At 42.7% G+C, this 7,190-nt stretch carries 8 protein-coding genes; 4 read left to right on the top strand and 4 right to left on the bottom strand.

The annotated features are described in order from the left end of the window. Window positions 1-618, top strand: a 618-nt coding sequence (locus tag IKN49_01810) for a hypothetical protein (GenBank protein ID MBR3631790.1), incomplete at its 5' end; no start/stop codon positions are given. A gap of 110 nt (window positions 619-728) precedes the next feature. Beyond that, window positions 729-1,595, top strand: coding sequence for an RDD family protein (locus tag IKN49_01805; GenBank protein ID MBR3631789.1), 867 nt, complete (start codon window positions 729-731; stop codon window positions 1,593-1,595). 63 nt (window positions 1,596-1,658) lie between these two features. Here the strand turns inward: IKN49_01805 and IKN49_01800 are convergent, their stop codons facing one another. From IKN49_01800 to IKN49_01785, 4 genes are all read right to left on the bottom strand, one after another. Continuing rightward, a complete protein-coding gene (locus IKN49_01800) occupies window positions 1,659-2,036 on the bottom strand; it encodes a TraR/DksA family transcriptional regulator (protein MBR3631788.1) in 378 nt (125 codons plus the stop codon). 123 nt (window positions 2,037-2,159) lie between these two features. After that, window positions 2,160-3,392, bottom strand: a complete 1,233-nt coding sequence (locus IKN49_01795; GenBank protein MBR3631787.1) for a DUF1015 domain-containing protein — start codon at window positions 3,390-3,392, stop codon at window positions 2,160-2,162. After that, the gene (locus IKN49_01790; GenBank protein MBR3631786.1) at window positions 3,392-4,345 is read right to left on the bottom strand and encodes a hydroxyacid dehydrogenase; all 954 of its coding nucleotides are present in this window, start codon (window positions 4,343-4,345) and stop codon (window positions 3,392-3,394) included. Before IKN49_01790 ends, IKN49_01795 begins: the two co-directional genes overlap by 1 nt. Next, on the bottom strand, window positions 4,342-5,514 hold the full coding sequence (locus IKN49_01785) for an aminotransferase class V-fold PLP-dependent enzyme (protein MBR3631785.1): 1,173 nt from the start codon (window positions 5,512-5,514) through the stop codon (window positions 4,342-4,344). Before IKN49_01785 ends, IKN49_01790 begins: the two co-directional genes overlap by 4 nt. Window positions 5,515-5,745: 231 nt before the next feature. Between IKN49_01785 and IKN49_01780 the strand changes: the two genes are divergently transcribed. Both IKN49_01780 and IKN49_01775 read left to right on the top strand, forming a co-directional pair. Next, entirely contained in the window at window positions 5,746-5,991 is a 246-nt protein-coding gene (locus IKN49_01780) for a hypothetical protein (protein MBR3631784.1), read from the top strand. Further along, on the top strand, window positions 5,988-7,097 hold the full coding sequence (locus IKN49_01775) for a prepilin-type N-terminal cleavage/methylation domain-containing protein (protein ID MBR3631783.1): 1,110 nt from the start codon (window positions 5,988-5,990) through the stop codon (window positions 7,095-7,097). Before IKN49_01780 ends, IKN49_01775 begins: the two co-directional genes overlap by 4 nt. The last annotated feature ends 93 nt before the right edge of the window (window positions 7,098-7,190 follow it).

Here is a 7,190-nt window from a genome sequence, read left to right as displayed (position 1 = left end):
CAAAAGGCAGGCAGTAAAAACGGCTATGATAAATATTTATTAGATTACCCCGGCCCCTGTGCGTGGGCCAATACGACGGGGCAATGCTACACGAGTGAAGAAGCCCGGTGTACCGCCCTAGGGATGCCGTATAGTGATGGATTTTGTGGATATAATGGGGATAATGGAAAAACTATTCTTGAAGGGGGAGTGTGTGAAGGAACTACATATCATTCGTGTAAAGGTTTGAATGTTTATGAGGGAGGAATTTGCGAAGGAAAGACAAATCAAGGATGTGGCGGAACTTTTTATAGCGGTGCAATTTGTAACGGATATGTACAAGGAGGATGTGTGTTTAGCTTGTTTGATGGAGGTATTTGTAATGATAAAGGCGGACTTGGATGTGAGGTAAATACATTTAAAAATAAGGGACAGTGTTATGGTTATTGTAGAGGAAGTGAATTTTATGAAGGAAGCTCTTGTGAAGGGGTATGTCTGAATACAACTTTTTATACAGGTTCTATCTGTTATGCAAGTAAATCCAATTATTGTTCTGGAGCCAATTACACCAACGGCGGCTGTTGTGAAGATTATGGAAAAGGGTATTGTCCGGCTTCTGCACCTAAATGTGCAGATTAATATAAAAGATAGCATGCGAAAAAATCTGAATAATTTACTATGCTACCTACTAAAAACTTGTTATAATACAAAAAAGGGTTTACAATACAACAGCGTTTTTAGGAGATTGTATGGAAGAACATCGCATTAATATTATGGATGATACCACTCCGCTGGTGCGCAGTGCCCAGCCGGAGCAACAACCGGAAGAAGAACCGCAGGGCCCGGTAGTGGCCAGTATACCGGAACGCTTTGTGGCGTTACTGATTGATAGTGGGCTTATTCTTATTTTGTATCAATTGTTTCTTGGGGTCATCGTTCGCTTTGTTTCTTTTGACTTAGAACAGTTATATTGGCTGGTAGCGGGCGTTAATATTCCTTTCATCTTATATATGACCCTGTTTACCAGCGGCGGCCGTCATACAGTAGGTAAAAAATTGGTTGGTATTGAGGTATTAGATAAAAATACCGGAGAACCCTTAGGAATTGTGCGGGCATTTGTGCGTACGTTGAGCTATTATGTCAGCGCGGTTTTGTTGATGGGGGGATTTTTGCTGGCCTCTATCGATGATCAACATCGTGCCTTGCAAGATATGACCGCAGGGTCTATTGTAGTTAAATCCCGCCCGAAAAGCTGGGTGGAAAGCATGGTGCTTACTTTGACGGGAATTCTACTGATGACCTCTTTTGTGGGATACTTCTATCATTCGTTTTTCGGAGCAGGCTCTTTTGCCCAACAACGTTTGATTAATAAAGCGCAAGCGCACTTGGAAAAGATTGGTTATTTGGAAGAAGTACATCGCGTACAGTATGGTTATTACACCAATGATTTGTTGCGCTTATCTATCTTGTCCGGCGATCCGGTGCAGTTCCAGCGCGATACACAGGCCGTGTTGGAAAAGAAAGGATTTCGCATTGGGGTAAGTGAGAAAGGATATAAAATTAAAGCCCATGCCAAAGACGTGCGCAAAACGCCCGTGTATTATCCGAAATTATAAAGACTATCTAACAAACCCCCCGAAGAAATCTTCGGGGGGTAAATTTTTGTCTGTATTAATAAACTATCCGCGGTTAGATTCCGACGAATTTTGGCAGTTTACGCAGTAGCGTGCAAAAGGCAATGCTTTAATGCGTTTTTTGGGAATGGGTTGGCGGCACAATTCACAGCGGCCATAAATTCCTTTTTCAATTTTGCGCAAGGCCGCTTCAATTTGGCCGATGGTGTTATGGGAATTGCCGGACAGTTCAAACAAAATTTCCTTATCTAAACTTTGTCCGGCCACATCAATCGGATCGCCCACTTCGGCTTCCGGCATATCCATATCTTTTTTCTCTTTTAAACGTTTTTCCGCGTCTGCTTTTAGCTCTTCTAAATGTTTTTTAATTTCTTTAATTTCGGCTGCTGTTAACGTATCTTTGGTATTTTTCTTTGTTGCCATAAGGGTTACTCCTTAAATAATTCAAATCGGTTCTAGCAATAAACAACTGTCTGTTAATGTAGCAAATCTGTTACAGAAAATGCAAATTTTTTATTCCCCGCCGACACATCAGCGGGGAATAATTTAGTATTTGTAAGTAACTAAACCACTGCGCAATTTGGGTTCGAACCACGTAGATTTCGGGGGCATAATTAAGCGGGCATCTGCTACTTTCATTAGCTCCTCAATAGAAGTAGGATACATCGAAAAAGCCACTTGATAGGCTCCGTTATCTACTTTCTTTTTTAATTCATCAAGTCCGCGTATGCCTCCTACAAAACTGATGCGTTTGTCGGTGCGAGGGTCGCCGATGCCCAGTATCGGAGCCAGTAAATTTTGTTGCAAAATACTGACATCTAATGCATCCACGGGGTCTTGTTCATTGAAGGTGCCGGCTTTGGCTGTTAGTGTATACCACTTGCCTCCCAAATACATGCCAAATTGATGGCGGGCCGCCGGCTTGGCTTGGCCGGTGGGAAGTACTTCAAATTTGTCTGCAATCTTTTCTAAAAATTGCGCTTGCGTAAGTCCGTTCAAATCTTTTACCAAACGATTATAGTCCATGATATATAACTGGCTGGCAGGGAAAATAACCGCTTGGAAAAAGTTATAACTCTCTTGTCCGGTGTGATTTGGATTAGCCGCTTTGCGTTTACGCGCCACGTTGGCTGCTGAAGCGGAACGGTGATGTCCGTCAGCAATATACAGGACGGGCAGTTTGGCAAAAATCCGGATAATTTCTTCAATACTGTTTCCATCGGATACAATCCAGAAAGTGTGACCGATTCCGTCGGAAGTGGTAAATTTATAAGTCGGTGTGCCGGCACAAATTTCTGCCACTTTTTGATTCATTTCCGGCTGGTCCGGATAGGTTAAAAAGACAGGCCCCGTGGTAGCAGATAAGGTATCTACGTGGCGGGTGCGGTCTTCTTCTTTATCCTTGCGTGTGAGTTCGTGGCGACGAATAATAGCTTGGTCATATTCTTCGGCCGATACAGCGGCCACCAAACCATATTGTGTACGTCCGTTCATCGTTTGCGCATAAATATAAAAGCACGGTTTTTCGTCTTGTTTTAAGGTACCGTCGGCAATGAATTTTTCTAAATTTTCTTTACCTTTGGCATAGACTTGTTCGTCATACAAATCTACGCTTTCCGGCAAATCAATTTCCGGTTTTTCCACGTGTAGAAAAGAAAATTCATTTCCGGCGGCCATTTCCCGCGCTTCTTGTGAATTAATTACATCATAGGGCGGGCAAGCAAGTTGCTCTACATGAGCGGTAGGACGATATCCACGAAACGGTTTTACGGTAGCCATTAGTTCACCTTGTATAAAAATTTGCCGGTAGCGGCATATTCATCAATAATTTTTACGGTACACTCGGCCACGGCATCTTGGGCTTGGTCGGTAGAAGCACCGATGTGGTGCGTACCGTATATATTTTCAGCTCCTTCAAACGGGCTAAAATCAAAGGTTTTATCGGCGGCTTTGGGTTCTTTTTCATAGACATCTAAGCCAGCCTTAATACCTTTGGTTTTCACTGCCTCTACTAAATCAGCGGTGACCACTAATCCGCCGCGTGCAGCATTAATAAAAATAGTGCCCGGTTTCATTACGTCAAAAAACTTTTTATTAAACAGCCCTTTTGTTTCCGGTGTTTCCGGCAAGTGAATGGTAATAGCATCACACACGGCAGCTAATTCATAAATATCGTTGTAGCGCGTGGCGTTTAATTTAGCAAAAGTTTCATCTTTGGCAAATGGGTCATAAGCAACTAATTTCATGCCGAAAGCCGCGGCACGTTTGGCTACTTCTTGTCCGATATGCCCTAGCCCAATAATGCCCAACGTGCGGCCGAAAATACCGCGCGCTTTGCCATATTCGCCCTTATTCCAAACACCGTGGCGCAAATCGTTTGTGTTGTGGTAAATCCGGCGGTCTAACGCGAGTAAAAGACCCATCGCTAGTTCCGCTACTGCGATGGAATTGGTACCCGGACAGTTGCACACGGCAACACCTTTTTCGGCGGCGTGTTTGACGTCAATGGTGTTGGTGCCGGCGCCGGCGCGGATAATGAGTTTTAGTGCGCTTGCCGCATCAATTACCGCGGCGGGTACTTTGGTACTGCGCACGATTAAAATTTCGTTATCCTTAATCGCCGTGGGCAAGGTGTTTTCATCTAAAGCGGAATTAGAGGTAATTTGATGACCTTGTTTGGCGAGCACTTCCGTCCAATGAATCGGAAATTTATCTGCAATTAAAATTTTCATTTGGCCTCCTGAGCGCGTAACTGTTTGACAATTTCATCTACGGCATGCGTTAATTTTTCGTATTGTTCTACTCCGTTGATATCTACGAACGGGAAACAAGCAATACGTAAGGAATTTTGTTTGACAGCCGAGTATTTTTTAATACCGTCTTGCAAATTGGGAAGCCCGGTGGCTTTGAGTGCTTTGCTGATTTCAGCCGCGTCAATTTTGGGATCAGTTATTTCTAGCGTTAACGTGGTGTAAGAGCGGTTTTCTTCTTGGGCAATTAAGGGTTTAAGCCAGTCTGTTTGTGCGGCCCATTTGAGCAAATAATCGGCGTGTTTGCGGCACAAAGCGTCCATAGCCTTGAGTCCGCCGTTTTCATTCATCCATTTAGCCGCTTCGTTGAACATCCAAATGTTAGTGGTGCTGGGAGTGTTGACTGTTTGGATTTTTTCTTGTGCTTTTTCGACGGCATAGGTTAAGTCTAGGCTGTACGGAATGCGACGGTATTGTTTCGCTTCTGCGATGCGGGCTACTGCCTTCGGGCTTAAAATAATGACGCTGCTGCCGCCGCCTACGCCAAAGCATTTTTGCATAGAAAATACCATGACATCAAATTTATTTTTCGGCAAATCCCGTCCGCCTGCGCAAGAAGTGCAGTCCCACGCGACTAAGGTATCGGGGCCTTTTTGAGCCCATGCTTCTTCTAAATACTCGTTGGGGATTTGCGTACCGGTGGAAGTTTCATTGGGAGTGAGTACGACTAAACTGGCCTGATAGTTCGGTTTTTCAGTCGGGAAAAATTCACCTTCGGCCGCTTCTCTAAATTCTTTTTTAACACTGTCTTCTAAACAACCGGCAATTTTTTTGCACCACAGTTTAGAGAAAGCACCAAAACTTAAACCGGAAATGGAATCTTTGGTCAAGCTCCATGCTACAGCATCTAAAGCCGGGGTCGCCCCACCCATAAAAAAGATAACGGTATAGTCGGCCGGTAAATCTAATAATTTGCGCAAATTGTCGGTGGCTTCTTTGTATAAACCTTCAGCGGCAACGTCTTTGGCGCGGTGACTGCGTTCAAATTGAGTTTTATAAAGCGGGGTTTGCCGGATGACGGGATGGCCTTGGCTGGGCCCGCAGGTAAAAGTGGAAGTAGGTAAATCGGAAACAGCTAATTTTATGCTCATAATACACTCCTTATAAATAGATACTTTTATTGTAGAACTGTTTGCGGGGAAAAAGCAACCCTCAATTTGTGCTATGAAACAGAAATATGTATGAACTATTGAAAGATTTTGTTATCATTGTCAACTGTTATCCTGAGTCATGCAGGAGTCGACTGCTCAGGATCTCCATATAAATCGGCCTTGAAGCGTAGTAAAAAAGAATCTGCAAATGGGGTAGTCTGTTTGATATGTATGAGTAAAGCGAGTTTATCAAACAGCCGTTTGCAGATTCTTTTTTGCTTCTTGGCCGACCGTCTTTTTGTGTACTTTTTCTTCGGAAAGAAAAAGTATGGACAAAAAAAGCTTGACTCGTTTTTTTTTTTTGCTACCATTTTTTATGACGCTGAAGTGTTTGTGACACTTTTGTCGTTTACATTGTTTCTAGCCGTGTTTTTGAAGGAAAAACAGTGGTTTATTTTTAGTAGGGAGGAATTATGAAAAGAGGTTTTACCCTAATTGAATTATTAGTAGTCGTATTAATTATCGGAGTGCTGTCAGCGATTGCTATTCCCATGTATCAAGGGGCGGTGGATAAAAGCCATTGGAGCACCATGCTCCCCGGAGCCAAAGCCATTAAAGATGCTGAAGAAGCGATTAAAATGACTAATGGGTCTTATACAGATAATATGGCTAATTTGGACGTTACCATGAATAATGCGGATTTAACGTTTGCATTAGTGACCCCTAATAATACCGCTGACCCCAATGTGATACGCGTTACCAATAGTAAGTTAGCTAATGTACGCCTAGCCAGTTATTTAGATGATAGCCCACTGTTTGCCGGGCAACTACATTGTGAAGCATTAAAAAATGATGAACGGGCGAATAAATTATGTGGCAAATTGTTAATGGGGCAAGAATTAACAGAACAAGACGGCTATGTCGGATATTTATTAGACCAAGACATAGACAAAGCCACCTGTGATAATGCGAACCGTTCGTGGGCAAATTCCACAGGTAAATGTTACAAAAATGATCAAGCTCGTTGTATTAGTTTAAATATGCCTTTTGAAAAGGGATCATGTGGTTGGACGGATACTTACACGAAACCGATAATTAATGAAGGGGGAAAATGTATTGCTAATTCGTGGGGAACTTGCAGTGATGTAACTATCAATGAAGGTGGAATTTGTGAAGGTAATAATTCAAATGGATGTGTCCGTTCAGAGATTAATAATGGTGGAATGTGCATTGCTACGGGTCCAGGCCATCATGGTGCCTGCTCAAATTCAATTATTAACGATGGAGGCATATGTAAGGGAGAAAGCCAAGATGGATGCGGATATTCAACAATTAATTCTGGAGGAACTTGTTGGGCTACAGGAAACACAGAGGGATATTACCAATACAATATTTGTCGATATGTCACATTAGAAGGTGGAAAATGTGTGGCAGATATTGGTAGTTCTTGCATGGGAATTACTGTTAATGATGGAGGAGTGTGTGAAGCAAATGCTGGGGGCAGTTGTACAGGAACTTATAATGGTACAGGATGTTGCAAAGGCACATACTGTCCCAGTTATGCTCCTAAATGTGCTAGTTAAGTCACATATTTAGAATATCCCGATTCCTAATTTAAAGCGGGGTGTTTTTATCAGTTTGATTTTGCTAAAATATAACAGTAAGATTTATTTTTC

The organism is Elusimicrobiaceae bacterium, from assembly GCA_017528825.1.
Classification (GTDB): Bacteria; Elusimicrobiota; Elusimicrobia; order Elusimicrobiales; family Elusimicrobiaceae; genus Avelusimicrobium.
Note: the sequence above shows the minus strand (reverse complement) of the source record. Positions and strands in the feature narration are given on the sequence as shown.